General features: G+C 67.2%; 26 protein-coding genes. 2 read left to right on the top strand and 24 right to left on the bottom strand.

Annotation, left to right across the window (positions count from 1 at the left end):
• Positions 1-82 precede the first annotated feature (82 nt).
• The gene (locus tag ACQ860_RS22055) at positions 83-1,522 is read right to left on the bottom strand and encodes an NAD-dependent succinate-semialdehyde dehydrogenase (protein WP_431305452.1); all 1,440 of its coding nucleotides are present in this window, start codon (positions 1,520-1,522) and stop codon (positions 83-85) included.
• 74 nt (positions 1,523-1,596) lie between these two features.
• Complete coding sequence (locus ACQ860_RS22050) at positions 1,597-2,760, bottom strand: mandelate racemase/muconate lactonizing enzyme family protein (RefSeq protein WP_431305451.1); 1,164 nt, start codon at positions 2,758-2,760, stop codon at positions 1,597-1,599.
• Positions 2,761-2,902: 142 nt separating this feature from the next.
• Here ACQ860_RS22050 and ACQ860_RS22045 point away from each other — a divergent pair, with 142 nt between their 5' ends.
• Complete coding sequence (locus ACQ860_RS22045; protein WP_431305450.1) at positions 2,903-3,778, top strand: LysR family transcriptional regulator; 876 nt, start codon at positions 2,903-2,905, stop codon at positions 3,776-3,778.
• Here ACQ860_RS22045 and ACQ860_RS22040 read toward each other — a convergent pair.
• The 5 genes from ACQ860_RS22040 to ACQ860_RS22020 are packed head-to-tail and all read right to left on the bottom strand — an operon-like array spanning position 3,751 to position 5,864.
• Positions 3,751-4,230, bottom strand: a complete 480-nt coding sequence (locus tag ACQ860_RS22040; protein ID WP_431305449.1) for a GlcG/HbpS family heme-binding protein — start codon at positions 4,228-4,230, stop codon at positions 3,751-3,753. The two genes, ACQ860_RS22045 and ACQ860_RS22040, sit on opposite strands and share 28 nt — an antisense overlap.
• Positions 4,227-4,556 (bottom strand): 2Fe-2S iron-sulfur cluster-binding protein, encoded by a 330-nt coding sequence (locus ACQ860_RS22035; RefSeq protein ID WP_431305448.1) that lies wholly within the window; start codon positions 4,554-4,556, stop codon positions 4,227-4,229. Before ACQ860_RS22035 ends, ACQ860_RS22040 begins: the two co-directional genes overlap by 4 nt.
• A complete protein-coding gene (locus ACQ860_RS22030) occupies positions 4,553-4,852 on the bottom strand; it encodes a hypothetical protein (protein WP_431305447.1) in 300 nt (99 codons plus the stop codon). Before ACQ860_RS22030 ends, ACQ860_RS22035 begins: the two co-directional genes overlap by 4 nt.
• Complete coding sequence (locus ACQ860_RS22025; protein ID WP_431305446.1) at positions 4,852-5,148, bottom strand: 2Fe-2S iron-sulfur cluster-binding protein; 297 nt, start codon at positions 5,146-5,148, stop codon at positions 4,852-4,854. Before ACQ860_RS22025 ends, ACQ860_RS22030 begins: the two co-directional genes overlap by 1 nt.
• A complete protein-coding gene (locus ACQ860_RS22020) occupies positions 5,148-5,864 on the bottom strand; it encodes a TenA family transcriptional regulator (RefSeq protein ID WP_431305445.1) in 717 nt (238 codons plus the stop codon). The genes ACQ860_RS22025 and ACQ860_RS22020 overlap by 1 nt, the downstream gene beginning before the upstream one ends.
• A 127-nt stretch (positions 5,865-5,991) precedes the next feature.
• Between ACQ860_RS22020 and ACQ860_RS22015 the strand changes: the two genes are divergently transcribed.
• Positions 5,992-6,624, top strand: a complete 633-nt coding sequence (locus tag ACQ860_RS22015; protein WP_431305444.1) for a GntR family transcriptional regulator — start codon at positions 5,992-5,994, stop codon at positions 6,622-6,624.
• Here ACQ860_RS22015 and ACQ860_RS22010 read toward each other — a convergent pair.
• From ACQ860_RS22010 to nuoF, 17 genes are all read right to left on the bottom strand, one after another.
• Complete coding sequence (locus ACQ860_RS22010; protein WP_431305443.1) at positions 6,621-7,757, bottom strand: CaiB/BaiF CoA transferase family protein; 1,137 nt, start codon at positions 7,755-7,757, stop codon at positions 6,621-6,623. The genes ACQ860_RS22015 and ACQ860_RS22010 overlap by 4 nt on opposite strands.
• 48 nt (positions 7,758-7,805) lie before the next feature.
• Positions 7,806-8,486: an ABC transporter ATP-binding protein gene (locus ACQ860_RS22005; protein ID WP_431305442.1), complete on the bottom strand. Its 681-nt coding sequence runs from the start codon at positions 8,484-8,486 to the stop codon at positions 7,806-7,808.
• On the bottom strand, positions 8,479-9,729 hold the full coding sequence (locus ACQ860_RS22000) for a lipoprotein-releasing ABC transporter permease subunit (protein ID WP_431305441.1): 1,251 nt from the start codon (positions 9,727-9,729) through the stop codon (positions 8,479-8,481). The genes ACQ860_RS22005 and ACQ860_RS22000 overlap by 8 nt, the downstream gene beginning before the upstream one ends.
• Positions 9,730-9,751: 22 nt before the next feature.
• The gene (gene proS / locus ACQ860_RS21995; RefSeq protein WP_431305440.1) at positions 9,752-11,089 is read right to left on the bottom strand and encodes a proline--tRNA ligase; all 1,338 of its coding nucleotides are present in this window, start codon (positions 11,087-11,089) and stop codon (positions 9,752-9,754) included.
• Between the two features lie 388 nt (positions 11,090-11,477).
• Positions 11,478-11,741: a DUF1467 family protein gene (locus tag ACQ860_RS21990; RefSeq protein ID WP_431305439.1), complete on the bottom strand. Its 264-nt coding sequence runs from the start codon at positions 11,739-11,741 to the stop codon at positions 11,478-11,480.
• A gap of 1 nt (position 11,742) precedes the next feature.
• The gene (locus ACQ860_RS21985) at positions 11,743-13,377 is read right to left on the bottom strand and encodes a ribonuclease J (RefSeq protein ID WP_431305438.1); all 1,635 of its coding nucleotides are present in this window, start codon (positions 13,375-13,377) and stop codon (positions 11,743-11,745) included.
• A gap of 14 nt (positions 13,378-13,391) precedes the next feature.
• Positions 13,392-14,186 (bottom strand): type III pantothenate kinase, encoded by a 795-nt coding sequence (locus tag ACQ860_RS21980; RefSeq protein ID WP_431305437.1) that lies wholly within the window; start codon positions 14,184-14,186, stop codon positions 13,392-13,394.
• Positions 14,170-14,904, bottom strand: a complete 735-nt coding sequence (locus ACQ860_RS21975; protein WP_431305436.1) for a biotin--[acetyl-CoA-carboxylase] ligase — start codon at positions 14,902-14,904, stop codon at positions 14,170-14,172. The genes ACQ860_RS21980 and ACQ860_RS21975 overlap by 17 nt, the downstream gene beginning before the upstream one ends.
• A complete protein-coding gene (nuoN, locus tag ACQ860_RS21970; protein WP_431305435.1) occupies positions 14,901-16,322 on the bottom strand; it encodes an NADH-quinone oxidoreductase subunit NuoN in 1,422 nt (473 codons plus the stop codon). The genes ACQ860_RS21975 and nuoN overlap by 4 nt, the downstream gene beginning before the upstream one ends.
• The gene (locus tag ACQ860_RS21965) at positions 16,322-17,827 is read right to left on the bottom strand and encodes an NADH-quinone oxidoreductase subunit M (protein ID WP_431305434.1); all 1,506 of its coding nucleotides are present in this window, start codon (positions 17,825-17,827) and stop codon (positions 16,322-16,324) included. Before ACQ860_RS21965 ends, nuoN begins: the two co-directional genes overlap by 1 nt.
• A gap of 3 nt (positions 17,828-17,830) precedes the next feature.
• A complete protein-coding gene (gene nuoL / locus ACQ860_RS21960) occupies positions 17,831-19,741 on the bottom strand; it encodes an NADH-quinone oxidoreductase subunit L (protein ID WP_431305433.1) in 1,911 nt (636 codons plus the stop codon).
• 4 nt (positions 19,742-19,745) lie between these two features.
• On the bottom strand, positions 19,746-20,057 hold the full coding sequence (nuoK, locus tag ACQ860_RS21955) for an NADH-quinone oxidoreductase subunit NuoK (protein ID WP_431305432.1): 312 nt from the start codon (positions 20,055-20,057) through the stop codon (positions 19,746-19,748).
• Entirely contained in the window at positions 20,057-20,737 is a 681-nt protein-coding gene (locus ACQ860_RS21950) for an NADH-quinone oxidoreductase subunit J (RefSeq protein ID WP_431305431.1), read from the bottom strand. The genes nuoK and ACQ860_RS21950 overlap by 1 nt, the downstream gene beginning before the upstream one ends.
• Positions 20,734-21,222 (bottom strand): NADH-quinone oxidoreductase subunit NuoI, encoded by a 489-nt coding sequence (gene nuoI / locus ACQ860_RS21945; RefSeq protein WP_431305430.1) that lies wholly within the window; start codon positions 21,220-21,222, stop codon positions 20,734-20,736. Before nuoI ends, ACQ860_RS21950 begins: the two co-directional genes overlap by 4 nt.
• Positions 21,219-22,229: an NADH-quinone oxidoreductase subunit NuoH gene (gene nuoH, locus ACQ860_RS21940; RefSeq protein ID WP_431305429.1), complete on the bottom strand. Its 1,011-nt coding sequence runs from the start codon at positions 22,227-22,229 to the stop codon at positions 21,219-21,221. Before nuoH ends, nuoI begins: the two co-directional genes overlap by 4 nt.
• Before the next feature lie 4 nt (positions 22,230-22,233).
• A complete protein-coding gene (nuoG, locus tag ACQ860_RS21935; RefSeq protein WP_431305428.1) occupies positions 22,234-24,255 on the bottom strand; it encodes an NADH-quinone oxidoreductase subunit NuoG in 2,022 nt (673 codons plus the stop codon).
• A gap of 5 nt (positions 24,256-24,260) precedes the next feature.
• On the bottom strand, positions 24,261-25,562 hold the full coding sequence (nuoF, locus tag ACQ860_RS21930; RefSeq protein WP_431305427.1) for an NADH-quinone oxidoreductase subunit NuoF: 1,302 nt from the start codon (positions 25,560-25,562) through the stop codon (positions 24,261-24,263).
• Positions 25,563-25,565 lie beyond the last annotated feature (3 nt).

Here is a 25,565-nt window from a genome sequence, read left to right as displayed (position 1 = left end):
GGCGCCAGCAAGCAGAACCCGGAACGAGAAAGCCCGCCGCCCGGGCTTGCCGGACGGCGGGCTTCGTTAGGAAGGCCGAGGCTTACAGGCCGGCCTGCGTCACGAACTTCGTGTTCAGATAGGCCTCGATCGCCTCATCGCCGCCCTCGGTGCCATAGCCGCTGTCCTTCACGCCGCCGAAGGGCACTTCAGGGATGGCGAGGCCCAGGTGGTTGATGGTCATCATGCCGACCTCGACGCCGGCCGCCAGAGCGGAAGCCGTCTTGCCGCTGCTGGTGAAGGCATAGCTGGCCAGGCCGAAGGGCAGGCGGTTCGCCTCGCTCACCACCTCGTCCAGCGTCTTGAAGGAGCGCATCAGGGCGACGGGGCCGAAGGGCTCCTCGTTCATGGCGCGCATGTCGGTGGTCATGCCCGCCACCACGGTCGGCTCGAAGAAATAGCCCTTGTTGCCGATGCGGTTGCCGCCGGTGACGATCTCGGCGCCCTTCTGCTTGGCGTCGGCGATCAGGGTCTCCATCTGCGGCACGCGGCGCTCATTGGCCATGGGGCCCATCTGCGTGTCGGCCTCCAGGCCGTTGCCCACCTTCAGCGCCTTGGCATGGCCCGCGAAGCTCGCCACGAACTGGTCATAGACGCGCTCCTGCACCAGGAAGCGCGTCGGGCTGACGCAGACCTGGCCGGCATTGCGGAACTTGGCGAAGGCCAGAGTCTTGGCCGCGTGTTCCACATCGGCGTCGTCGAAGACCATCGCCGGCGCATGGCCGCCGAGTTCCATCGTCACCCGCTTCATGTGCTGCCCGGCCATGGCCGCCAGCATCTTGCCCACAGGGGTGGAGCCCGTGAACGTCACCTTGCGGATGATCGGGCTCGCGATCAGGTAGGAGCTGATCTCGCTCGGGACGCCATAGACCAGGCCGATCACGTCGCCCGGCACGCCGGCATCGAGGAAGCACTTGATGAGCGCGGCGGGGCTCGCCGGCGTCTCTTCCGGCGCCTTCACGATGATGGAGCAGCCGGTGGTCAGCGCCGCCGACAGCTTGCGGACGATCTGGTTGATCGGGAAGTTCCAGGGCGTGAAGGCGGCGACGGGGCCGACCGGCTCCTTGATCGTCATCTGGTAGACGCCGGGGGCGCGGGCCGGGATGACATGGCCATAGGCGCGGCGGCCTTCCTCGGCGAACCAGTCGATCGTGTCGGCGCCGCCCATGATCTCGACCTTGGCCTCGGCCAGCGGCTTGCCCTGCTCCATCGTCATGAGCTTGGCGATCTCGTCCACGCGCGAGCGCATCAGGTCGGCCGCCTTGCGCATGATCTTGGAGCGGTCATAGGTGCCGACCTTGCGCCAGGCCGCGAAGCCGCGCTCGGTGGCGGCCAGGGCGGCGTCCAGGTCCTTGATGGAAGCGTGGGCGACGGTGCCGATCACTTCCTCATTGGCGGGATTCAGGACGTCGATCTTGCGGCCATTCTCGCCATCGCGCCACTCGCCGGCGATGTGGAGGAGGGTTTTGGGGTAATCGGCCATGCGGGTCTCTCCGGTTGCTTTGAGGGGAAGGTGGGGCAGCTTCGCCCCTTGCACAACCCGGAGGGCGCGCCCCTTCAGTCGGAAAGCGCACGCATGACGCGGATCAGGTCCGCCTTCCCCTCGAAGCCGATGCCCGGGAGTTCCGGCATCACCACATGCCCGTTCTCGACGCGGACGCCATCGGGGAAGCCGCCATAGGGCTGGAACAGGTCCGGGTAGCTCTCATTGCCGCCGAGGCCGAGGCCCGCCGCGATCATCAGCGACATCTGGTGCCCGCCATGCGGGATGCAGCGCGAGGGGGACCAGCCGAACTGCGCCAGCACATCAAGCGTGCGGAGATACTCGACCAGGCCGTAGGAGAGCGCGCAGTCGAATTGCAGCCAGTCCCGATCTGGCCGCATGCCGCCATAGCGCAGGAGGTTGCGGGCATCCTGGTGGGAGAAGAGGTTCTCGCCCGTCGCCATTGGCCCCGGGTAGAATTCGGAGAGGGCGGCCTGGAGGGCATAGTCCAGGGGATCGCCTACCTCCTCGTACCAGAAGAGCGGGTAGTCCCGGAGCATCTTGGCATAGGCGATGCCGGTCTCCAGGTCGAAGCGGCCATTGGCGTCCACGGCCAATTGCGCCTGGGGGCCGATCTCGGCCAGGACCGCCTCGATCCGGCGGCGGTCCTCGGCCAGCGAGGCGCCGCCGATCTTCATCTTCACCACGTTGTAGCCGCGGTCGAGATAGCCGCGCATCTCGGCCCGGAGCGCCGTGTCGTCCTTGCCCGGGTAATAGTAGCCGCCGGCGGCATAGACGAAGACGCTGGGGTTGGCCTCGCGCCCGTGGCGCTCGGCCAGCAGGCGAAAGAGGGGCTTCTCCTCGATCTTCGCCACCGCGTCCCAGATCGCCATGTCGAGCGTGCCCACGGCAACCGAGCGCTCGCCATGGCCACCCGGCTTCTCGTTGCGCATCATCGCGTCCCAGATCTTGTGCGGGTCGAGGTTGTCGCGGGCATCGTCACGCAGGCTCTCGGGCGGGGCTTCAAGGATGCGGTCGCGGAAGCGCTCGCGGATCAGCCCGCCCTGGCCGTAGCGGCCATTGGAGTTGAAGCCATAGCCCACGACCGGTCGGCCATCACGCACCACATCGGTGATCACGGCGACGAGGCTCGTCGTCATCTTGCTGAAGTCGATATAGGCGTTGCGGATCGGCGAGGCGATCGGCTGGGTGATTTCGCGAACATCAACGATGCGCATCTGGCATGGCTCCTTTGCGATATGAGGCGGGATCTTGGTCCGCTTTCCGGACTGGCATCCGATATGCTCAGGAGATAGGCTGCTTCAGGGGAGCCTGCCCAATGCCAAGTTTCGCAACCACTATGCCAGATCAGCATCAGCCATGGAGCTGACCTGGCTGGAGGATTTCCTCGCCCTCGCCGAGCATCGCAACTTCTCGCGCGCGGCCGAGGCGCGGCATGTCACCCAGCCGGCCTTCAGCCGCCGCATCCAGGCGCTGGAGCAATGGGTCGGCACCACGCTGGTGCTGCGCACGCGGCAGGGCGTGCAGTTGAACGCCGCCGGCACCACCCTGCACGCGGGCGCGGTAGAGCTGGTGCGGGACCTGCATCAGCTGCGGCGGGCGGCGCTGCGGTCGGCCGGGCGGGAGGGTGCCACGCTCTCCATCGCGGCCACCCATGCCCTCTCCTTCACCTTCCTGCCCGGTTGGATCCGCAACCTGGAGCTGCCAGGGACTCTCACCCTGCTCTCCGACACCATGGCGGCCTGCGAGGCCCTGCTGCTGGCGGGCGATGCCGACCTGCTGCTCGGCCACGCCCATCCCGACATGCCGAGCCGGCTGCAGGCTGAGCACTTCGCCAGCCTGGTCGTGGGCCGGGATCTGCTGGTGCCGGTGATGGCGCCGGGCGCGGGCTCTGGGCTGCCCTTGCTGGCCTATAGCCAGGCGTCAGGCCTCGGCCGGATCCTGCGCGCGGCCCACGCTGGCTGGGCGGATGCGCCCAAGCTGGAGGCCAGCGTCACCGCACCACTGGCCGCCACGCTGCAATCCCTCGCGCGCCAGGGTGAGGGTATCGCCTGGCTCCCGCGCAGCTTGGCGGCGGAGGACCTCGCCGGCGGGCAGCTGGTCGAGGCGGGCGAGGCTTATCATGCGATCCCCCTGGAGATCACCCTGATCCGGCCGCGCCGCCGCCTCTCGGCCACGGCGGAGGCCTGCTGGGAGCGCGCCTCCGCTCAGAGCTTGAGGTCGGCCGCCACCTGAACGACATGCCCCTCAGGGCCCAGGAGGTCCGCCAATGCCTGGAGGCCGGCCAGGCCACAGGCAATGTCCTGCTCTCCATTGCCGCCGGACAGACCGATGCCGCCCACCACCTCGCCGTTCAGCACGATGGGAAAGCCGCCGACAAAGACGGCGAAGCGCCCCTCGAAGCTCCATTGGATGCCGAAGGCCTCATTGCCCGGCAGGGCGGGACCATTGGGCGGCGTGTTGAACAGATGGGTGGAGCGCTTGTGCCCCGCAGCGGTGAAGGCCTTGTTCCAGGCGATCTGCGGCCCGGTGATGCGCGCGCCATCCATGCGCTCCAGCAGGATGGGCACGCCGCCCTCATCCACGACGCACACACTCTGCCGGACGCCGATCTCCAGCGCCCTGGCGGTGGCGCCGGCCACCATCACCCGCGCCTCGCGGGTTTCGAGCTTGAGGGCGGATTTCATGCGGAGGCTCCAGGGGAAGGCTTGGCCGGCCAGGAGATGCTGGCATCGCCATTGACGAAGGTCTGGCAGGCCATGCGCCAGCCTTCCGCGAACTCCTCCTCCGTCAGATGCTTGCGCTCCTTCGCCGTGACGGCGGAGGCATGCTCCACGCCGGATTCGAAGCGGCACTTGCAGGTCCCGCAATGCCCGCCGCCACACTTGAAGGGAATGCCGCCCTTCTCGCGGATCGAGATGCGCAGCAGGCTGCCGCCGGCCGCAGCTTCCACTTCCTTGCCGTCATTGCTCACGAAGATCACGCGGATGCGCGGCGCCGCAGCCTCGCTCATTGGCGAACCAGCTCGGCCTCGACGCTGCGGAAGCGGGTGAGATGCGCGAGTTCCGCCCGGGCGGCGTCGAGGTCCGCGAAGCGCGGCAGGAACTTGCTCGGCACCAGGTTCAGGATGGGTTCGCCCGCCAGATCCACCACGCGCAGCTTGGTCTCGTGCTGCAATTCCGCGATGACGAATTGCGCGCGCAGCCTGCCCTGCGCCTGGTAGTCATAGGTCTCGACCGGGATCAGGCCGGGCGTGAGTTCGGTGCGGAACTGGCCCGGCTTGCTGGTCAGGATCACATATTGGGGCATCAGGCCGCATCCTGTTCCAGGGTGATGTCATGCTCGAGCCAGAGCTGGCACATCAGCCGGTAGCCCTCGCTGATCCGCTCACCCAATTGCTTCACTTCCTTCCAGTTGGGCTCGGGCAGTGCGTCGCCACCCGCCAGCACGCGGCAGGCGCATTTGCCGCATTTCCCCATGCCGCAGCCGTAGCGCAGATGCGGCCAGGGGTATTTCCTGATGCCGGCGCGAACGACGAGGTTGCCCTTCTCCGGCACCTCGCCCTCATGCACCTCGCCCGCCTTGTGGAAGGTGACCTTCGGCATCAGGCCGCGGCGGCGAGGCGGCGCTCGACATAGTCGTGATACAGCGCCGTGGTGTAGAGCAGCCGCATCTCGGCGCCGATCTCGCAGATGCGCAGGCATTTCTGCTGCAGCTCGACCGTGTTCGCGTGCTCGAGGACGATCTGGTAGCCGCGCTCGCCATGGATCTCGTCCGAGACGATGTGCAGGTCGAAGAACTCCACCTCCTCATCGGTGAAGCCGTATTTCTCGCGCAGCGTCGGCGTCTGCTTGCGGTAGATGCTGGGCACCTGCAATTCCAGGCCCACCACGAGCGCGGCCACGGCGACCACCGGGTCCTCGCGCATCGCCACCGCATAGCACCAGCTCTGCAGGCCGCGGGTGGTGGGGGACATGTTGTCAGGGTTGGTCACGCGCTCGCGCGTCGTGCCGCAGGCCTCGGCGAAGCGGATCAGAAGGTCGGTGTGGCGGTCGCCGCCGATCTCCTCCTCATACATGTTGGCGAGCAGGAAATCCTTGGCCTCGGTCATGTGCGCCGGCATGCGGGCATAGACGTAGCCGAGATAGTCGGCGAAAGGGCCGACATAGTGGTAGTGGTTCTCCGCCCAGCGGCAGAGATGCTCCCGCGTGAGGGTGCCGTTGGCCCAGGCGATGCTGAAGGGCGAGGCGGTCGCCGCTTTGCCCTTGATGGCGTTCTCGAGCGCGGTGCGGAACTCGTCATGGGTCATCAGGGCGGTCATCGGGGCGTCCTTCCTGCGGTGGGGAGGCCCAGAGCATGGTATACGAGAGAATGCCGAGTCAAAGGAAACCTTGGCCCAAACAGCCAGATCAGCGCTTCGCGGCGCCCCACTCGTATACAACGAGCCAATGAGCCGCGAACCCCTCAGCCGCCAGGCCTTGCAACGGCTGCGCGCCGCCATCCTCTCGGGCGATCTCAAGCCGGGCGAGCGCCTGGTGGAGGAGCGGCTCTCGGCCGAGCTCGGCATGTCCCGCGTGCCGATCCGCGAGGCGATCCAGCAATTGATCGCCGAGGGCCTCGCCGTGCCCGCCGAGGGCACGCGCGGCGCCCAGGTCGCCACCATGACGGAGGAGTTCGCGCGGGACCTGATTGAGGTCCGCGCCGTGCTGGAGGGGCTGACCGCCCGCCTCGCCGCCCGCCACTGCGACGCCCGGACGCGCGCCGAGATCGAGGCGCTGCTGGAGCGCGGCGCCGCACTGGCCGCCGGCCCACAGCGCGATGCCGGGCAACTGGCCGCGCTCAACATCGCTTTCCACGACCTGCTGGCCCTGGCCGGCACCAACCAGGCCCTGCGCGAGGTGATGCGCCCGCTGCGCGAACGCACCGAGCTGGTCTTCCGCCGCAACAGCACCGAGCGCGCGGTGCGTGACTGGCAGGAGCACGCGATGATCCTGGAGGCCGTCTCGGAGGGCGACGAGGAGCTCGCCGCCCTGCTCGCCGCGCGGCATGTGCGCCGCGCGGGCCGGCGCCAGGACGGCTAGTCGCGCCCGAGGATTTCGCGGTTATGCGCGCCCAGCTTCGGCGAATCGCTGCGCGGCTTCGGGCGCTGCCGATTGAAGGAGAGCGGCAGGCCGATCACCTTGGGCGCGCCACCCGGCAGCTCCTGGATCAGGTCCACCGCCGCCATCTGCGGGCTGGCCGTCACCTCGGCGATGTCGTTCACCGGCCCGCTCGGTACGCCGACCGCATCGAGTTCCGCGAGCCATTCGTCGCGCGGCCGTGTCAGCAGCACGGCCTTGATCAGCGGGATCAACGCGTCCTTGTTCCTCACGCGGTTGCCGCCGGTGGCGAAGCGGGGATCCTCCGCCCATTCCGGATGCCCCATCACCTTGGCCGCCCGCGCGAAGAGCCGGTTGTTGCCGGCGGCGAGGCAGAGCGGACGATCCGCCGTGTCGAAGACCTGGTAGGGGACGATCACCGCGGCGCCCGTGCCATGGCGCTGCGGAATGTCGCCGGTGGCCAGGTGGTTGTTGATCTGCCCCTCGACCCAGAAGGCCGCGGTCTCGAAGAGGCTGCCATCCACCAGGCAGCCCTTCCCGGTGCGGTCGCGCCAGCGCAAGGCCGCCAGCGCGCCGATCGTGATGAAAAGGCCGGTCGCCTTGTCGTTGATCGAGGCGCCGCAGAAGGTGGGCGGGCCGTCGGGCTGGCCGGTCACGCTCATCATGCCGCCATAGGCCTGCAAGAGCGGGTCGAAGCCCGGCTTCATCTTCATCGGCCCCTCGAAACCGAAGGCCCAGATGGAGCAGTAGATCAGGCGCGGGTGCCGCTCCAGCATCGCCTCCGGCCCGATGCCGATCTCCTCCACCACGCCGGGGCGGAGGTTCTGGATCAGGATGTCCGCGCTTTCACAAAGCCGGTGCAGTTCGGCAATGTCCTCGGGCTTCTTCAGGTCCAGCGTGATGGAGCGCTTGGAGCGATTCTGCCCGTGGAAATAGAGCGAGGTGACGCCATCCGGCCCATAGGGCGGGCCCCAGAGGCGGGCATCATCGCCGCCATCGGGCTTCTCCACCTTGATCACATCGGCGCCCATATCGGCCAGCACCACGCCGGCCAAGGGCCCGGCGAGCGCCTGTCCCACTTCGATCACGGTGAGCCCCGTCAGCGGCAGATCCATCTTGCGTCCTCCTGTCGGGGCGCAGTCTAGACGCTGCCGCTCGCCGCGCTACCCGGGGACGACGCGTCCCTCGCGCAGCGTGACGGTGCGGTCCATCCGCGCCGCAAGTTCCGGGTTGTGGGTCGCGATGAGGCAGGCGAGCCCCCTGCCCCTCGCCTCGCGCAGCAATTCCTCGAAGACGAGATTGGCGGTGCCCGTGTCGAGATTGCCGGTCGGCTCATCCGCCAGCAGCACGCGCGGCGCATTGGCCAGCGCGCGCGCGATGGCGACGCGCTGCTGCTCACCGCCCGAGAGCTTGCCCGGCCGGTGCTGCAGGCGCGCGGCCAGGCCGAACTGGCCCAGGATCTCCGCGGCCCGCGCCTTCGCCGTGCCGCGCGGCGTGCCGGCGGCGAGCTGCGGCAGCATCACATTCTCCTCCGCCGTGAATTCGGGGAGCAGGTGATGGAACTGGTAGACGAAGCCGATCGTGTTGCGGCGGATCGCGGTGCGCGCATCATCGCTGAGCGTGCCCGCGGCCGCGCCCTCGATGAAGACCTCGCCGCCATCCGGGCGCTCCAGCAGGCCGGTCACGTGCAGCAGCGTGGACTTGCCAGTGCCCGAGGGCGCGACGAGCGCCACGATCTCGCCCGCCTTCAAGGTCAGGTCCGCGCCGCGCAGCACCTCGAGCGCACCCGCCTCGGTCTTGTAGCGCCGCTCGACGGCGCGCAGTTCCAGGGGCGGGCTACTCATTGCGAAGCATCTCGACAGGATCGGTCTTGGCCGCGCGCCAGCTCGGATAGATCGTCGCCAGCAGCGCGAGCGAGAGGGCCAACGCCACAACCTGCATCACCTCCGTCCAGTTCAGCACGGCGGGGAGTTGCGTGAGGAAATAGATCTCGGCGCTGAACAGCTCGGTGCCGCTCAGCATCTGGATGAATTGCCGGATGCTCTCGATGTTCAGGCAGAAGACGACGCCGACCAGGAAGCCCGCCAGCGTCCCCACCACGCCGATCCAGGCGCCGCACATCAGGAAGATTCGCATGATGGCGCCGCGCGTCGCGCCCATGGTGCGCAGCACCGCGATGTCCCGCCCCTTGTCCTTCACCAGCATGATGAGGGACGAGATGATGTTGAAGGCGGCGACGATGATGATGAGCGTGAGGATCAGGAACATGACGTTCCGCTCCACCTGCACCGCCGCGAAGAAGCTGGAATTCGCGTCCTGCCAGTCGAGGATGCGGACGGGCTGGCTGAGCGCCGCGCGGATCTCGCGGTTCACCGCGCGCACGCGTGTCGGGTCCGCCACGAAGACCTCGACCTGCGAGGCCGCGTCGCCGGTCTGGAAGTAGATCTGCGCGGCTTGCAGCGGCATGAAGACATAGGTGCTGTCATACTCGTTCATGCCGACTTCGAAGATGGCGGCGACGGTATAGGCGCGTAGCCGTGGAATGGTGCCGATCACCGTGGCGCGGCCCTGCGGGCTGACCAGCGTGATCTTGTCGCCGATGGAAAGCCCCAGCCGGAAGGCGAGGCGCGTGCCGATGGCGACCGCGTCTTCCCCCTCGAAATTCGCGAGCGAACCCGCGCGGATGTTCTCCGCGATGATCGGCCGCGCCCGCAGATCCTCCGGCCGGATGCCGCGCGCGAGGCCGCCGGTCGCCGTGGCTCCCGCACCGGTCAGCAGCACCTGCCCCTCCACGATGGGCGTCGCCGAGACCACGTTCGGCAGGCGGCGGATGGTGGCGGCGATGGCGTCGAAATCGCGCAGATTGCCGCGATCGGCCGCATAGACGCCCAGATGCCCGTTCAGCCCCAGGATGCGCCCCAGCAATTCCTGCCGGAAGCCGCCCATCACCGACATCACGATGATGAGCGTGGCCACGCCCAGCATGATGCCGACGAGCGAGAAGCCCGCGATCACCGAGGTGAAGCGGTCGCTCTTGCGCGAGAGCAGGTAGCGCGCGGCGACGGTGCGTTCGAAGGCGTTGAACATCAGAAGCCTTTGCCCGGCCGATTCACGCTTCGCTCCGCTCAGCGACCGGACAGGAAAGCTTGGCGAGAGCTTCCTCGAACGAAAGCTCCACCCGCTCACCCGTCATGCGGCGCTTCAGTTCCACCTTCCCGGCGGCCGCACCGCGGGGCCCGATGATGGCCTGCCAGGGGAAGCCCATCAGGTCGGCATCGTTGAACTTCACGCCGGCGCGCTCGGCGCGGTCGTCATAGACGGCCTGGTCCGGGAAGGCGGCGTAGAGCTTCTCGCAAAGCGCGTCACAGCCCGCATCGCCGGGCTTGAGGTTCAGGATGGCGAGCTTCCAGGGGGCCACCGCATCCGGCCATTTGATGCCGGCCTCGTCGTGATTGGCCTCGATCAGCGCGGCGACGAGGCGCGAGACGCCGATGCCGTAGCTGCCCATCTCCGGCACCACGGTCGTGCCGTCCGGCCCCGCGACGGAGAGGCCCATCGTCGCCGAGTACTTCTGGCCGAAATAGAAGATGTGGCCGACCTCGATGCCCTTGCCCTCGCGGCGCCGCGCCTCGGGCACGGTTTCCCAGGCGGCGGTGTCGTGCATCTCCTCGGTCGCCGCATACATTGAGGTGACCTGGTCGAAGAAGCCCTGCAGCGCCGGCACGTCGTCATAGCCGAGGCTCGCATCAGCCCAGTCGCGGCTCTCGAATTCGCTGTCGTAGAAGACGGTGCTCTCGCCCGTCTCGGCCAGGATGATGAATTCATGGCTGAGATTGCCGCCGATGGGGCCCGTATCGGCGCGCATCGGCACGGCCTTCAGCCCCATGCGCTGGAAGGTGCGCAGATAGGCCAGCATCATCTGGCGGTAGGAGTGCTGCGCGCCCTCCACCGTCATGTCGAAGGAATAGGCGTCCTTCATCAGGAATTCGCGGCCGCGCATCACGCCGAAGCGGGGGCGCACCTCATCCCGGAACTTCCACTGGATGTGGTAGAGGTTGCGCGGCAGGTCGCGATAGCTGGTGGCATAGCCGCGGAAGATGTCGGTGATCATCTCCTCATTGGTGGGTCCGAAGAGCATATCGCGCTCATGCCGGTCCTTCAGGCGCAGCATCTCCTTGCCGTAATCCTCGTAGCGGCCGGAACGCTGCCAGAGCTCGGCCGACTGGATGGTGGGCATCAGCACTTCCTGGGCGCCAGCGCGGTCCTGCTCCTCCCGGACGATCTGGGTCACACGCTGCAGCACGCGCCAGCCGGCCGGCAACCACGCATAGATGCCGGCCGAGGTCTGCCGGATCAGGCCCGCGCGCAGCATCAGCCGGTGCGAGACGATCTGCGCCTCGGCCGGGGTTTCCTTCAGGGTGGGCAGAAAGGCGCGGGTGAGACGCAAGGCCGAGATTCCTTAGCAGGCTGAGATGGCGGCGGAACCTAACCGAGAACGGGTTGAGCCGAAACCGCCCGCGCGAGCGCGCAACAATGCTGCGCCGCAACATGCCTGGAAGGCTCGAAAATGTCTTGATAGGTGTGAACGAAATGGCTTAAGAAAAAGAAAGGGCCACCCCCGCGAGGGAGCGGCCCAAGTTTAGGGAGGAAACGCCAGTCACACGGCAGAAAGAGGAAAATCCTCTCTCTGACGTGAAGATTGCCGCAGAAGGCCGGGAAGCCTCAACGCCTATCGGTGCTGTAGACGGCGAAAAAACGAGCGTCCGGCCAACGGATGCTCAAAACGCAGGCGGCAGTCCAGGGAATCCCGGACAGTCGCCTTTTCTTTGTGCAGTTCACCGATCTGGAATAGAGAGCCAGGGGTCGCGGAAGCTGATCCAGTTGCTCTCGATGAGCGCGTAGACGCCCAACCAAAGCACCGCCGAGAGAATCGTCGTCCCCAGGAGCTTACGGCCGAGATGCAGCTTCGTCGGCGTGCCGCGCCAGCCGCCCGCCTCCAATTCGCCCTTCGCATCCGGTCGCACGCCGATGGGCAGGACGCAGAACAGCGCGGTCCACCAGATCAGCGCATAGACGACGAAACCGAGAAACCAGCCCATATCAAACTCTTAACAGGTGGATTTCAACATTGGGGCGCTTCTTCAGCCGCCGCCCCACGGCCTTGCGGAGTACCGCGCGCGCGGCCTCGGTCAGGGCGTCATCCTCGCGGCGCAGGCCCTTGGGCAACTCGCCCACACCGCGCGCCAGCTCATCCTCGAGCTGCCCCGATTCCGGCCCCTCCGCCTCGAAGAGCCCCGGTGCCGAGACGCGCGGCCGGCCGACGACCCGCCCCGCCTCATCCACGGCCAGGCTCGCGACCACGATCCCGTTGAACAGCATGCGCTTGCGCGCGCCGATCACACCGCCCTCCATGGGCAAGAGCCGCGGCCCATCCACCGCGAGGCGACCAATCGGCACGCTGTCGGTGATCTTGGGCTTGCCGGGGCCGAGCCGCACCACGTCGCCATCCTCGACCAGGATCGGCTCCGCACCGCATTCCTGCGCGAGGTCGGCATGCTGGGAGAGGTGCCGCCACTCGCCATGCACCGGGATCGCCACCTTGGGCTTCACCAGCGCATACAGCTTCTTCAGCTCGTCCCGCGCGGGGTGGCCCGAGACATGAACGGCATGGTCATCGGCCGTCATCACCCGGCAGCCCGCGCGCGTCAGCTCATCCTGCACATGCAGGATGCCGCGCTCATTCCCCGGGATCATGCGGGAGGAGAAGATCACCGTATCCCCCTCCCCCAGCGAGATGTTGGGGTGGGTGTCGGCCGCGATCTTGGCGAGCGCGCTGCGCTCCTCGCCCTGGCTGCCGGTGCAGATGATCAGCAGGTCGTCATCCGGCAGGCGGTCCGCCTCCTCCTCGCTGATGAAGTCCCTGACCGAGGAGAGATAGCCGCAGTCGCGCGCCGACTGCACGGCGTTGCGCAGCGAGCGGCCGAACAGCGCCACCTCCCGCCCCGCCGCCTGGCCGGCCAGCGCGATGGATTCGATGCGCGCCAGGTTGGTCGAAAAGCAGGTGACGGCGACACGGCCGCGCAGGCCCGCGATGATGGCCTTGAGGTTGCGCCGCACCTCGGCCTCGCTGCCCGAATGGCCCTCGACCATGGCGTTGGTGCTGTCGCAGACCATGGCCAGCACGCCCTCGGCGCCGAGGCGGGCGAAGGCCGCCTCATCCGTGGGCGGGCCGATCAACGGCTGGGGGTCGAGCTTCCAGTCCCCCGTATGCACGACCAGCCCGTGCCGGGTGCGGATGGCGAGCGCGCAGGCCTCCGGCACGGAATGGGTCACGCGGATGAACTCAAGCCCGAAGGGCCCGACCTCATGCGTGCCCGGCAGGCCGTGCGTGATGATCTTCACATCCTGGCCAAGCCCTGCCTCAGCGAGTTTGCGCCGCAGCACATTGCTCGCGAAGGGCCCCGCGATGACCGGGCATTTCAGGCTCGGCCAGAGATGCGCCACGGCGCCGATATGGTCTTCATGCGCATGGGTGATGACGAGCGCCACCAGGTCCTTGCTGCGTTCGGAGAGCCAGGCCGGGTCGGGCACCATCACGTCCACGGCCGGGTTTTCCGCCCCGCCGAAGCCGATGCCGCAGTCCACGGCGAGATACTTCCCGTCGCAGCGATACACGTTGAGGTTCATCCCGATCTCGCCGGTGCCACCGAGCGGGATGAAGGCAAAGTCGTCCATGGTGTCTGATGATTTCACAAAAGGTCTTTTTGAGAGATGGGGCTGGGGTTGCGTTCCGCCAACAGGCGAAGTCCCTCCAGCGTGATGTCGGGGTCGATGCGTTCGATCAGGGTGGTGCCCTCGGCCAGCAGGGGTGCCAGGCCCCCGGTCGCGATGACCTTCATCCGCGGCAGGTCCACCTCGGCGCGGATGCGGGCGACGATCCCCTCGATCATGCCGACATAGCCCCAGAAGATGCCCGACTGCATGGCCGAGACGGTGTTGCGGCCAATCGCCGCCTGGGGCCGGCCGATGCCGATGCGCGGCAGCCGGGCGGCGGCGCGGTGCAGCGCCTCGATGGAGAGGTTGATCCCGGGCGCGATCACGCCGCCCTGATAGGCGCCCGTGCCATCCACCACGTCGAAGGTGGTGGCCGTGCCGAAATCAATGACGATGAGCGGCCCCCGGTAGTGGTGATGGGCGGCGAGCGCGTTCAGCAGGCGGTCGGCGCCCACCTCCTGCGGCTGGTCCACCTTGATCTCGAACCCCCAGTTGAGCACGGAGCGCGCCACCAGCGGCTCATTCCCGAACCAGTCGCGGCAAAGGCGGCGGAGATTGTAGAGTGCCACGGGCACCACGGTGCCGATGACGCAGCGCTGCACATCGGCCGGGCGCAGCCCCGCATGTTGCATCAGCGCCAGCAGCCAGACGGCGTATTCGTCGCTGGTGCGGTTGGGATCGGTCGCGATGCGCCAGCGGCCGCGCCACTCCGTGCCGTCATGCACGGCGAAGACGACATTGGTGTTGCCGGCGTCAATCGCGAGAAGCATCGGGTCGTTCCATCACCTCGCCCGCATGGAACACCATCGGGCCTCCGGCCGTGGCGAGCAGGAGCCCGCCATCCTCGGCGAGCCCTTCGTAGCTTCCCGTGACCGGCTTGTCGCCGTGCCGCAACGTCATGCGTGAGCCGCGCTCAGGGCCGCGCTCCATCCAGGCGGCGCGGATGGGGGCGAAGCCTCCGGCCTCGCGCAGCGCCAGCCAATGGGCCAGGCGCTCCAGCAAGGTGGCGGCGACATCCTCCGGCGGGATGGCGCCGAGGGCGGCGACCGCCCTGCCCTCCACCACCGGCGCATGGGCCAGGTTCACGCCGATCCCGAAGATCAGATGCGCGATGCCGCCGCGCTCATCCAGTGCCGCCTCGGAGAGGATGCCGGCGAGCTTGGCGCCGCTCTCCATCAGGTCATTGGGCCATTTCAGCGTCAGCGCCCGGCCGGGGGCGTGGTGGCGGGCGGCGTCGTGCAGGGCGACGGCCGCGAGCAGCGCGTAGCCCGCGATGTCCCGGGCCGAAGCCATGGGCCGGATCAGGATGGAGATGTGCAGATTGCCGGCCTGGGAGTTCCAGGCGCGGCCCGCCCGCCCCCTGCCCGCCGTCTGCCGCCGCGCCAGGATCGCGAGGCCGGCGGCCTCACCCCGCTCGGCCCGCTCGGTCAGCAGGCTTTGCGTGCTGGGCAGGCTGTCATGGATCTGGAGGCGGAAGCCGCCCCTCACCCGATCAGCGCCGCCACGGCCTGCCGCGCGGCCGCCAGCAGCGGCGCCGGGAACAGGAAGAAGAAGAGCGTGAAGGCGCCCGTGCCCGCCAGCACGACCGAGACGCCCGTGGGCCGCGCATCGAAGGCCGGCTTGGCCGGGTCGAAATACATCACCTTCACGATGCGGAGGTAGTAGTAGGCCGACACCACGGAAGAGAGCACGGCCACCACCGCCAGCAGCCAGAAGCCCTGCTCGATGGCGGGCAGCAGCACGTAAAGCTTGGCGAAGAAGCCTGCCAGTGGCGGGATGCCCGCCATGGAGAACATGAAGATCGCCATGGCCATCGCCATGCCGGGATCGCTGCGGCCGAGGCCCGCCAGATCCTCCACGCCCTCCACAGCGCGCCCGTCGCGCCGCATGGCGATGAGGACCGCGAAGGCGCCGATGTTCATGGCGATGTAGATGGCCATGTAGACCAGCACGCCGCGCAGGCCGCTCTCGCCGCCCACGGCCAGGCCCATCAGCGTGAAGCCGACATGGCCGATGGAGGAATAGGCCATCAGGCGCTTGATGTTGGTCTGCCCGATCGCGGCGAAGGCGCCCAGGATCATGGAGCCGAGCGAGGCCAGCACGATCACCTGCTGCCACTGGCCCACCACGTCACTGAAGGGCCCGGCCAGGATGCGGACCAGCAGCGCCACGGCCGCCACCTTGGGGGCGGATGCGAAGAAGGCCGTCACCGGCGTGGGCGCGCCCTCATAGACGTCGGGCGTCCACATGTGGAAGGGCACGGCCGCGATCTTGAAGGCCATGGCGGCGATGATGAAGATGATGCCGACGACCACGCCGTTCGACACATCCTGCGGCGAGGAGAGCGCGTCGGCGAGGCGATCGAAATTGGTCGTGCCCGCGAAGCCATAGACCAGCGAGGCGCCGTAGAGCATCAGGCCCGAGGCCAGAGCGCCCAGCACGAAATACTTGAGGCCCGCCTCGGCCGAGCGGCCATTGTCGCGGTCGAAGGAGGCGAGCACGTAGAGCGGCAGCGAAAGCAGTTCGAGCCCGAGATAGAGGCTCATCAGGTCATTCGCCGAGATCATGACCATCATGCCGAGGGTGGCGAAGAGGACCAGCACCGGGAATTCGAAGCGCGAAAGCCTCTCCCTCTCGTTCCAGTCCAGCGCCAGCAGCAGGCCGAGCGCGGCGGCGGCGAGCGCCAGCAGCTTCATGAAGCCGGAGAAGGCGTCGGCGACGTATTGGCCTGCGAAGGCCGTGCCCTCGCCCTGGGCCAGCACCAGTACGCCCGCCAGCAGGAAGGCGCCCAGCACCAGCATGGTGCAGGGGAAGGTCATGTCGCGCTTCGGGATCACGCCGAAGACGAGGATCGCGAGGCCCGAGAGCGCCAGCGCCAGTTCCGGGAGGGCAAGGGTCCAGTTCATCAGAGGCCTGCCAGACGCGAAGCGGCGCCGATCGCGGCCTGGTGCTCCTGCACCAGTTCCGCCACCGTCACCGAGAAGAAGGAGAGGAAGGATTGCGGGTAGATGCCCATCCAGAGCGTCAGCGCGATGAGCGGCGCGAAGATGGCATATTCCCGCGGGCTGAGGTCCAGCAGGGACTTCAGGTCGTCGCGGATGATCCGCCCGAAGGCGACCCGGCGATAGAGGAACAGCATGTAGGCCGCGCCCAGGATCATGCCGAGCGCCGCGCCGAAGGCGACCCAGGGGTTCACCGCCCAGGCGCCCAGGATGACCAGGAACTCGCCGGGGAAGCCCGCCGTGCCCGGCAGGGCCACGGACGCCATGGTGAAGAGCATGAAGATCAGCGCATAGGCGGGCATGATCTTGGCCACACCGCCGTAACGCGCGATCTCACGGCTGTGGACGCGGTCATAGAGCACGCCCACGCAGAGGAAGAGCGCGCCGGAGACCACGCCATGGCTCAGCATCGTGAAGAGAGCGCCCTCGATGCCCTGCTGGTTAAAGGTGAAGATGCCCAGCGTCACGATGCCCATGTGGGCCACCGAGGAATAGGCGATCAGCTTCTTCATGTCGGTCTGCGCGAGGGCGACGAGGCTGGTGTAGACTACGGCCACGATGCTCAGCACATAGATGAAGGGCGCGAAGTAGAGGCTGGCCTCCGGCAGCAGCGGCAGGCTGAAGCGCAGGAAGCCATAGGCGCCCATCTTCAGCAGCACGCCGGCCAGGATGACCGAGCCCGCGGTCGGGGCTTCCACGTGGGCGTCGGGCAGCCAGGTGTGCACCGGCCACATCGGCACCTTCACCGCGAAGGAGGCGAAGAAGGCGAGGAACAGCCAGACCTGCATGTTGAAGGGAATGTCGTACTCGGCCAGCTCGACGATGTTCGTCGTGCCCGCCTGGTACCAGATCGTGATGATGGCCAGCAGCATCAGCACCGAGCCGAGCAGCGTGTAGAGGAAGAACTTGTAGGAGGCGTAGACCCGCCGCGCGCCGCCCCAGATGCCGATGATAAGGAACATCGGGATCAGGACGGCCTCGAAGAAGATGTAGAAGAGCATGAAGTCGAGGGCCGCGAACATGCCCACCATCATCGTCTCCAGAATGAGGAAGGCGACCATGTATTCGCGCACGCGGTTCTGCACGCTCTCCCAGGAGGCGAGGATGCAGATGGGCGTCAGCAGGGTGGAAAGCAGGATGAACAGGACGGAGATGCCATCCACGCCCATGATGTAGGAGACGCCGAATTCCGGCAGCCAGGCGAGCTGCTCGACGAACTGGTAGTCCACGCTCGTCTTGTCGAACTGCACCCAGAGGATGAGCGAGAGCCCGAAGGTGATGAGGCTGGTCCAGAGCGCCGTCCAGCGCGCATTGCTGGCGACCACCTGCTCCTCGCCGCGCACGCACATGATGATGGCGGCACCCAGCAGGGGCAGGAAGGTGATCAGGGAGAGAAGCGGGAAGCCCATCGCTCAGCGCCCCATCAGATAGAGTGAGACGAAGAGGACGAGGCCGATGATCATGGCGAAGGCGTAGTTCGCCACCCGCCCCGTCTGCAGCCGCACCACGCCGCGCGCGGTGGTGGCCGCCATGCTGGCCGCCCCGTTCGGCATGCCGTCGATGATCCGCACATCGCCCACCTGCCAGAGCTGCACCGCCATGCGGCGCGCGGGCTGGACGAAGATGCGGTCATACAGCTCGTCGAAGTACCACTTGTTCAGCAGGAACTGATAGGCGCGCGGGGCCATGGCAGCCACGCGGCCCGGAAGCTGGGGCATGAAGCCGTAGACGACCACGGCGAGCGCGATGCCGCTGATGGCCACCGCCTTCGCGAGCGTCGGCACCCAATGCGGCGCGTGGTGCAGCGCCTCCATCATGTGCTTGGCCGGCAGGTTGAAGATCGCGCCGTTCCAGAAGGCCGTCGCATGGTCGCCGATGAAGTAGGGCGCGAAGACGAAGCCCGTGGTGATGGCACCCGCCGAGAGCACCAGCAGCGGGATGAGCATGACGAGCGGGCTCTCATGCACATGCTCCATGGTGTGGTGATCCGCCCGCGGCTTGCCGTGGAAGGTCAGGATGAGGAGGCGCCAGGAGTAGAAGGCGGTGAGGAAGGCCGCGAGGACGCCGCAGGCGAAGGCGTAGGAACCCACAACGGAACCGGCGGCCACCGCGCCCTCCAGGATCGCGTCCTTCGAGTAGTAACCCGCGAAGATCGGAATGCCGGCCAGCGCAAGCGAGCCGATCCACATCACCAGGTAGGTGACCGGGATCTTCTTCCAGATGCCGCCCATCTTCCGGATGTCCTGCTCATCCGACATCGCATGGATGACCGAACCCGCGCCCAGGAAGAGCAACGCCTTGAAGAAGGCATGGGTGAAGAGGTGAAACATCGCCGCCTGGTAGAGGCCCACGCCGGCGGCGAAGAACATGTAGCCGAGCTGCGAGCAGGTGGAGTAGGCGATGATGCGCTTGATGTCGTTCTGCACGCAGCCGATCGTCGCGGCGAACAGCGCGGTGGACGCGCCCACCACGGTGACGATGGCGAGCGCCACCGGCGCGTATTCCATCACCGGGGACATGCGGCAGATCAGGAAGACGCCAGCGGTCACCATGGTCGCTGCATGGATCAGCGCGGAGACGGGCGTGGGGCCCTCCATCGCGTCCGGCAGCCATGTGTGCAGGCCGAGCTGCGCAGACTTCCCGCAGGCGCCGAGGAAGAGCAGCACGCCGATCAGTTCCAGCGCCGGCAGGCCGAGGAAGGTCTCATCCACCTTGGAAGCGGCGGCGGCGAAGATCGTGTTGAACTCGAGGCTGCCGAAGACCAAGAAGGTCAGCGCCATGCCGAGCATGAAGAAGACGTCGCCCACGCGGTTCACGATGAAGGCCTTCATCGCGGCGGCGTTCGCACTCTCCTTCTCGTACCAGTAGCCGATGAGCAGGTAGCTCGCGAGGCCGACACCCTCCCAGCCGAAGAAGAGCTGCACCAGATTGTCCGCCGTCACCAGCATCAGCATCATGAAGGTGAAGAGGCTGAGATAGGCGAAGAAGCGGCTCGGCGTCGCGTCATGCGACATGTAGCCCACGGAGTAGAGATGGATCAGCGTGGAGATCAGCGTCACCATGCCGACCATGATCGCGCTCAGCGTGTCGTAGCGCAGCGCCCAGGCGAATTCGAGCTCGCCCACATCCATCCAGGTGAAGAGGGTGACGGTGGCGGGCGTGCCGCCGAGGGCCACCTGGAAGAAGGCCATGCTGCCGCAGATGGCGGCCAGCGCCATGCAGACCACGGTGGACCACATGGCCGCACGGTCGCCGATCCAGCGGCCGAAGAAGCCGCTGATGCAGGCGCCCAGCAGGGGGAAGAAGATGGCTCCGACGAACATCGGGTCAGCCTTTCAGGGCCGAGACGTCATCGACCTCGATGCTGCCCCGGTTTCGGAAGTAGATGACGACAATGGCAAGCCCGATCGCCGCCTCGGCGGCGGCAACGGTCAGGATGAACATGGCGAAGACCTGGCCCGTGAGATCATCGAGCCGAGCCGAGAAGGCCACGAAGTTCAAATTCACCGCGAGCAGGATGAGCTCCACGCTCATCAGGATGACGATGACGTTCTTGCGGTTCATGAAGATGCCGAGCACGCCCAGCACGAAGAGAATGGCGCCCACCGTGAGGTAGTGGGCCAGGCCGATGGCCAGCATCAGTGGTGCCCCCCTTCATGCGCCACGGGCTTCGGCTTTTCCGCGACGGGCGGCGGTAACGGTCGGAGGATTTCCGCGCGGTTGATGCCGGCACCGACGGCCGGCTGCGCCATGACCACCTCGGAGGAGCGGGCGATCTGCTCGGCGATGTTCTGGCGGCGGGCCGTCGGCTTGTCGCGCAGCGTCAGCACGATGGCGCCGATCATGGCGACCAGCAGGATCAGGCCGGAAGCCTGGAAGAGGTAGATGTAGTCCGTGTAGATGACGCGCCCCAGCGCCTCGGTATTGGACACACCCGCCGGCGTCGGCGAGAGCCGCAGGTCACCCACATCGGCCGCGAAGCGCCATGCGCCCAGCACCAGCAGAAGTTCGAGGAAAAGAATGCCGCCGATCACCGCGCCCACAGGGAGGTAGCGCTGGAAGCCCTCGCGCATCTGCGCGAAGTCGATGTCGAGCATCATCACGACGAAGAGGAACAGGACCGCGACCGCACCGACATAGACGATGACCAGGATCATCGCCAGGAACTCCGCGCCCGCGATCAGGAAGAGCGCCGCCGCGTTGAAGAAGGCGAGGATGAGGTAGAGCACCGAATAGACGGGGTTGCGCGACGTCACCACCATCACCGCGGAGGCGATGAGGATGAAGGCGAAGAGGTAGAAGGCGAGGCCGGCGATCATCGGTAGGGTGCATCCAGTTCGAGGCGCTTGGCGAGAACGCTCTCCCACCGGTCGCCATTCGCGAGCAGGCGATCCTTGTCGTACATCAGCTCCTCGCGGGTTTCGGTCGCGAATTCCGCGTTCGGCCCCTCGACGATGGCGTCCACCGGGCAGGCTTCCTCGCACATGCCGCAATAGATGCACTTCGTCATGTCGATGTCGTAGCGCGTGGTGCGGCGGGAGCCGTCCTCGCGCGGTTCGGCCTCGATCGTGATGGCCTGGGCGGGGCAGACCGCCTCGCAGAGTTTGCAGGCGATGCAGCGTTCCTCGCCATTCGGGTAGCGGCGCAGCGCGTGCTCGCCCTTGAAGCGCGGCGAGAGCGGCGTCTTCTCGTAGGGGTAGTTCAGCGTCACCTTGCGGCTGAAGAACTGGCGCAGGGTCTGCGCCATGCCCGAGACCAGCTCGGCCAGCAGGAAGGAGCGCGCGAAGCGGTCGAGACCGGTCATGCGGGGAGCAACCCTGTGAGCTTGAGGAAGGCCGCGGTCAGCACCAGCCAGACCAGGCTGAAGGGCAGGAAGACCTTCCAGCCCAGGCGCATCAGCTGGTCATAGCGATAGCGCGGGAAGGTCGCGCGCACCCATATGAAGACGAAGAGCAGTGCCGCCACCTTCAGCGCGAACCACACCGGGCCCGGGATCCAGTTCAGCGGCGCGATGTCGAGCGGCGGATACCAGCCTCCGAGGAAGAGGATGGTGGTCAGCGCGGACATCAGGATCATGTTCGCGTATTCGCCAAGGAAGAACAGCGCGAAACTCATCGAGCTGTATTCGACGAAGAAGCCGGCCACCAGCTCACTCTCGCCCTCGGGCAGGTCGAAGGGGGCGCGGTTGGTCTCGGCCAGCGTGCTGATGAAGAAGATGACGAACATCGGAAACAGCGGGATGGCGAACCAAAGGTTCTCCTGCGCGCGCACGATCTCCGTCAGGTTCAGCGAGCCCACGCAGAGCAGCACGGTCACGATCACGAAGCCCATCGAGACTTCGTAGGAGACCATCTGCGCCGCCGAACGCAGCGCGCCCAGGAAGGCGTATTTCGAGTTGGACGCCCAGCCCGCGATGATGATGCCGTAGACGCCCAGCGAGGAGATGGCGAAGAGATAGAGGATGCCGACATTGATGTCGGCGATCGCCCAGCCGTCATTCACAGGAATCACCGCCCAGGCCATCATGGCCAGGATGAAGGTGAGCATCGGCGCCAGGATGAAGAGCCCGCGCGAGGCGCCGGAAGGAATGATGGTTTCCTTCATCAGCATCTTCAGCGCGTCGGCGAAGGGCTGCAGCAGGCCGAAGGGGCCGACCACGTTGGGGCCGCGCCGCATCTGCATGGCACCCAGCACCTTGCGCTCGGCCCAGGTGAGGTAGGCGACGGCGACCAGGATCGGCACCAGCAGCGCCAGCGCCTGCGCCACCGTGAGCGCCAGCACGCCGATCGGGGAGTTGAGGAAATCCGTCATGCGCTCACTCCGCCGCCAGCGCCGGGCGCAGATAGGTGGCCGCGCATTCCGCCATGGTGGAGCTGGCCCGCGTGATGGGGTCCACCTGCCAGTAGTTACGGATCGGCAGGCCGAAGGGTGCGGCGCTCAGCCCGCCCGTGGCTTCCGGGCCGGTATCATCGGTGCAGCCCGGCAGCGGCGCCTGGTCGAGCCGCGCGAACACCGGATGCGCGGCGGCCATCTCGGCGCGCAGCGCCTCCAGCGTGTCGAAGGGCAGCGTCACGCCGAGGAATTGCGAGGCGGCGCGGATGATGCGCCAATCCTCCCGCGCCTCGCCCGGCGGCAGCACGGCCATGCGGCCCCGTTGCACGCGGCCTTCGGTGTTGACGTAGGTGCCATCCTTCTCGGTATAGGCCGCACCAGGCAGGATCACATCGGCGCGCGCGGCCGCGGCCTCGCCATGATGGCCCTGGTAGACCACGAAGGTGCCGGGCTTGATGCGCGCAACGTCGAAGCCATCCGCGCCCAGCAGCCAGAGCGCATCCACACCGCCCGCCAGCATGCCCGCCATGTCGAGGCCGCCCACACCCGGCACGAAGCCGAGGTCGAGCGCCGCCACCTGGCCGCCGAACTGGTGCAGCAGGTTGAAGCCATGCCAATCCTCGCGCAGCGCCTCCGCGCCCTTGGCGAGTTCCCAGGCGGAGGAGAGCACGGCCGCGCCATCCTCCCGCGCCAGAGCGCCACGGCCCAGGATGACCATGGGCTTGGCCGCACCCTTCAGGAACTCCGCACCCGCCGCGAAATCGGCGGGGCCTTGGCCCAGATGCGTGGCAGGGTAGGTCAGGTCCACCGCCTCGCCGATCACGCCCACGCGCATGCCGCCCGCGACCCAGCGCTTGCGGATGCGCGCATTGATCACCGGCGCCTCGACGCGCGGATTGCTGCCGATGAGGAGGATGGCGTCCGCCTCCTCGATCCCGGCGATGCTGGAATTGAACAGGTAGTAGTCAGGGCGTGAGGCATCGAGCTTAGCGCCGTCCTGCCGCGCATCCAGGTGCTTGCTGCCCATGGCGTTCAGCATCGCCTTCAGCGCAAAGAGGCTCTCCGCATCCATCGTGTCGCCCGCGATGGCACCGATGCGCTGGCCGCGGACATTCTGCACGATGGCGCCGAAGGCCTCGGCCCAGGACGCCGGCTTGAGCTGGCCATCGCGCCGCACCCAGGGGCGGTCCAGCCGCTTGCGCTTGAGCCCATCGAAGGAGAAGCGCGAGCGGTCGCCCAGCCATTCCTCGTTCACGTCGTCATTCACACGGGGCAGCATGCGCAGCACCTCGCCGCCGCGCACATCCACGCGGATGGCAGCCCCCGTGGCGTCCAGCACATCCACGCTGTCCGTCTTCGAGAGCTCCCAGGGCCGGGAGACGAAGGCATAGGGCCGGCTGGTCAGCGCGCCGACCGGGCAGAGGTCGATCAGGTTGCCGGAGAGTTCGCTCGAGAGCGCCTTCTCGACATAGGTGCCGACTTCCATGTTCTCGCCACGGCCCGTCGCACCCATTTCCGGCACGCCGGCCACTTCGGCGGCGAAGCGGATGCAGCGCGTGCAATGGATGCAGCGGTTCATCACCGTCTTGATCAGCGGGCCGACATACTTGTCCTTCACCGAACGCTTCTGCTCGTGATACCGGCTGCCATCCTTGCCGTAGGACATGGCCTGGTCCTGCAGGTCGCATTCGCCGCCCTGGTCGCAGATCGGGCAATCGAGCGGATGGTTGATCAGCAGGAATTCCATCACGCCGCGCCGCGCATTGCGCACCACCGGCGTGTCGGTGAAGACCTTCATGCCGTCCATGACGGGGTAGGCGCAGGAGGCGACGGGCTTCGGCGCCTTCTCCACTTCCACCAGGCACATGCGGCAATTGCCGGCGACCGAGAGGCGCTCATGATAGCAGAAGCGCGGGATTTCCTTGCCCGCGGCCTCGCAGGCCTGCAGCACGGAGGACCCGTTGGGGACCTCGACCTCGATGCCGTCAATGGTGACCTTGGCCATGCTGCTTACTCCGCCGCCATGGGCAGGTTGTTGCGCGCCTTGTAGGCGGCGATGCGCTCTTCCATCATCGGGCGGAAGTGGCGGATCAGGCCCTGTACCGGCCAGACGCCGCCATCGGCCAGCGCGCAGATGGTGTGGCCCTCAATCTGCCGCGTCACCTGCTCCAGCACGTCGATCTCCTCGATCTCGGCGCGGCCTTCCACCATGCGCAGCATCACGCGGTTCACCCAGCCCATGCCCTCGCGGCAGGGCGTACACTGGCCGCAGCTCTCATGCTTGTAGAAGGCACTGAGACGCTGGATCGCCTTGATGAGATCGGTGGACTTGTCCATCACGATCACGCCTGCCGTGCCCAGGCCGGTCTTGTGCTCGCGCAGCGCATCGAAATCCATCAGCACGTCGTCGCAGACCGCCTTGGGAATCATCGGCGTGGAGGAGCCGCCGGGGATCACCGCCAGAAGATTGTCCCAGCCGCCGCGCACGCCGCCGGCATAGCGGTCGATCAGCTCGCGCAGCGGGATGCTCATCTCGGCTTCCACGTTGCACGGCTTGTTCACATGACCTTGCAGGCAGAAGATCTTGGTGCCCGAATTCTTGGGCCGGCCGAAGCTCGAGAACCAGGAGGCGCCGCGCCGCAGGATGGTCGGAACCACCGCGATGGTCTCGACATTGTTCACCGTGGTCGGGCAACCATAGAGGCCGACGGCGGCGGGGAATGGCGGCTTCAGCCGCGGCATGCCCTTCTTGCCCTCCAGGCTCTCGATCAGCGCCGTCTCCTCGCCGCATATATAGGCGCCGGCGCCGCGATGCACGAAGACGTCGAAATCATAGCCCGAGCCGCAGGCGTTCCTGCCGATCAGCCCGGCATCATAGGCCTCGTCGATCGCGGCCTGCAGCACCTGGATCTCGTTGTAGTACTCGCCGCGCACATAGATGTAGGCAGCGACCGCGCCCATCGCGAAGCCCGCGATCAGGCAGCCCTCGACCAGCTTGTGCGGATCATGACGGATGATGTCGCGGTCCTTGCAGGTGCCAGGCTCGCTCTCGTCGCCATTCACGACGAGATAGGAGGGCCGGCCCTCGACCGGCGCCTTGGGCATGAAGGACCACTTCATGCCGGTCGGAAAGCCGGCACCACCGCGGCCGCGCAGGCCGGAATTCTTCACCTCCTCGATCAGCGCATCGCGCCCTTTCGAGAGCAGATCCTTCGTGCCATCCCAATCGCCACGCATGCGCGCGGCCTGGAGGTTCCAGGGCTGCGTTCCATAAAGGTTGGTGAAGATGCGATCCTTGTCGGAGAGCGCCATGGT

The sequence above is a fragment of the Sediminicoccus sp. BL-A-41-H5 genome (assembly GCF_050632405.1).
GTDB lineage: Bacteria > Pseudomonadota > Alphaproteobacteria > Acetobacterales > Acetobacteraceae > Roseococcus.
Note: the sequence above shows the minus strand (reverse complement) of the source record. Positions and strands in the feature narration are given on the sequence as shown.

Bases quoted from the DNA above. Each gene is read 5' to 3' on its own strand.
- ACQ860_RS22050 (WP_431305451.1), bottom strand. From the start codon at position 2,760: ATGCGCATCGTTGATGTTCGCGAAATCACCCAGCCGATCGCCTCGCCG.
- nuoF (WP_431305427.1), bottom strand. From the start codon at position 25,562: ATGGCGCTCTCCGACAAGGATCGCATCTTCACCAACCTTTATGGAACG.
- ACQ860_RS22045 (WP_431305450.1), top strand. From the start codon at position 2,903: ATGGAGCTGACCTGGCTGGAGGATTTCCTCGCCCTCGCCGAGCATCGC.
- ACQ860_RS22005 (WP_431305442.1), bottom strand. From the start codon at position 8,486: ATGAGTAGCCCGCCCCTGGAACTGCGCGCCGTCGAGCGGCGCTACAAG.
- ACQ860_RS21990 (WP_431305439.1), bottom strand. From the start codon at position 11,741: ATGGGCTGGTTTCTCGGTTTCGTCGTCTATGCGCTGATCTGGTGGACC.
- ACQ860_RS22020 (WP_431305445.1), bottom strand. From the start codon at position 5,864: ATGACCGCCCTGATGACCCATGACGAGTTCCGCACCGCGCTCGAGAAC.
- nuoN (WP_431305435.1), bottom strand. From the start codon at position 16,322: ATGAACTGGACCCTTGCCCTCCCGGAACTGGCGCTGGCGCTCTCGGGC.
- nuoL (WP_431305433.1), bottom strand. From the start codon at position 19,741: ATGTTCGTCGGAGCCATCTTCTTCCCCCTGCTGGGCGCCTGCATCAGC.
- ACQ860_RS21965 (WP_431305434.1), bottom strand. From the start codon at position 17,827: ATGGGCTTCCCGCTTCTCTCCCTGATCACCTTCCTGCCCCTGCTGGGT.
- ACQ860_RS22040 (WP_431305449.1), bottom strand. From the start codon at position 4,230: ATGAAATCCGCCCTCAAGCTCGAAACCCGCGAGGCGCGGGTGATGGTG.
- ACQ860_RS21985 (WP_431305438.1), bottom strand. From the start codon at position 13,377: ATGGACGACTTTGCCTTCATCCCGCTCGGTGGCACCGGCGAGATCGGG.
- ACQ860_RS22015 (WP_431305444.1), top strand. From the start codon at position 5,992: ATGAGCCGCGAACCCCTCAGCCGCCAGGCCTTGCAACGGCTGCGCGCC.
- ACQ860_RS22025 (WP_431305446.1), bottom strand. From the start codon at position 5,148: ATGCCGAAGGTCACCTTCCACAAGGCGGGCGAGGTGCATGAGGGCGAG.
- ACQ860_RS22055 (WP_431305452.1), bottom strand. From the start codon at position 1,522: ATGGCCGATTACCCCAAAACCCTCCTCCACATCGCCGGCGAGTGGCGC.
- ACQ860_RS21950 (WP_431305431.1), bottom strand. From the start codon at position 20,737: ATGATCGCCGGCCTCGCCTTCTACCTCTTCGCCTTCATCCTCATCGCC.
- nuoG (WP_431305428.1), bottom strand. From the start codon at position 24,255: ATGGCCAAGGTCACCATTGACGGCATCGAGGTCGAGGTCCCCAACGGG.
- ACQ860_RS22010 (WP_431305443.1), bottom strand. From the start codon at position 7,757: ATGGATCTGCCGCTGACGGGGCTCACCGTGATCGAAGTGGGACAGGCG.
- ACQ860_RS22030 (WP_431305447.1), bottom strand. From the start codon at position 4,852: ATGCCCCAATATGTGATCCTGACCAGCAAGCCGGGCCAGTTCCGCACC.
- ACQ860_RS22035 (WP_431305448.1), bottom strand. From the start codon at position 4,556: ATGAGCGAGGCTGCGGCGCCGCGCATCCGCGTGATCTTCGTGAGCAAT.
- ACQ860_RS21980 (WP_431305437.1), bottom strand. From the start codon at position 14,186: ATGCTTCTCGCGATTGACGCCGGCAACACCAATGTCGTCTTCGCCGTG.
- nuoK (WP_431305432.1), bottom strand. From the start codon at position 20,057: ATGCTGGCCATCGGCCTGGCCCACTACCTCACGGTGGGCGCCATTCTC.
- nuoI (WP_431305430.1), bottom strand. From the start codon at position 21,222: ATGACCGGTCTCGACCGCTTCGCGCGCTCCTTCCTGCTGGCCGAGCTG.
- ACQ860_RS22000 (WP_431305441.1), bottom strand. From the start codon at position 9,729: ATGTTCAACGCCTTCGAACGCACCGTCGCCGCGCGCTACCTGCTCTCG.
- nuoH (WP_431305429.1), bottom strand. From the start codon at position 22,229: ATGACGGATTTCCTCAACTCCCCGATCGGCGTGCTGGCGCTCACGGTG.